The sequence below is a fragment of the Streptococcus sp. GMD6S genome (genome assembly GCF_000297015.1).
In genome coordinates, this window is the sequence record NZ_AJRH01000335.1 from 1 (window position 1) to 1,093 (window position 1,093).

Sequence of the window (1,093 nt, forward strand, 5' to 3'; positions counted from 1 at the left end):
AAGACAGGCGCATCTGTCAAGAGAGCACGCGCCAGAGCGATTCGCTGACGTTGTCCACCTGAAATTCCAGCCCCATCCGAAGTTAATTCTGTCTGGTAATTCAGTGGCATGCGCTCGATATCCTCTCGAATCTCGGCCAATTCGACTGCCCGTAAGATATCCTCTTGAGTCGTCCCCTCCTTGGCTCCCAAAAGAAGATTCTCCAAAATCGTTCCGTTAAAGACATAGGGCTGTTGAGGCAGATAGTTGATATACTGGCGCAGGGCTTTTTTATCAATCTGATTGAGATTGACACCACCCAGACTAATCTCCCCTTGACTTGGGTCGTAAAAATTAACCATCATCTTGGCCAAGGTGGTCTTTCCTGACCCTGAAATCCCCACAAAAGCCACCTTAGACCCTTGCGGAATGGTCAAATTGATATCCGACAAGACGTCACGACCATAGCCATACTTGTAGTGAACCTGTTTAAAGGTCATATCCCCTTTCATCATGCTCAAATCTTCTACCGTTTTCTTCTCCTCAAACTCCGAAGCTACTAGATAAACCTCATTTAAGCGATTATTGGCAACCTGCGCTGTCTGAAGTTTGGTTTGTAGGTTAATGATATTTTCCAAAGGATTGGTAAAGTAAACAAGCAGGGTGTTATAAGTAATCAGCTGACCCAAACTCATTTTCCCATCCATGACCAGAATAGCTCCCAGCCAGAGAACAGCAACATTGAGCAGGAGCTGGGCAACTTTTTTCAGTGCCTTTTGCTGGCTTTCTGCCCGACTGTAGGTAAAGGATTTTTTCAGATAAGCCACAAATTCCTTATCAATCTTTTGATAGCGTGAACTTTCACTGGTCAAAGACTTAATGGTCTCAATACCGTTGATGTCCTCGATGATAGAAGAAGACAGAACCGCATTAGCTTCCATGGTATCCCGATTCATCTTTTCAAAAGGCTTCATAAAGGCAAAGATAATCACTGTATAGATGGGAAGCGCAAGCAGACTAATGAAAAAGAGTGTCATATTTTGTGAAAACAAGACCAGCGAGATAATCAAAATCGTCGACACATCTAGGAAAATCGACAGAATGGTCGACGCCA

1 pseudogene is annotated in these 1,093 nt (G+C 44.0%); it reads right to left on the minus strand.

The features are described from left to right. Positions 1 to 1,093 (minus strand): annotated as a pseudogene (gene comA, locus GMD6S_RS11430) (peptide cleavage/export ABC transporter ComA); the annotation flags it as partial.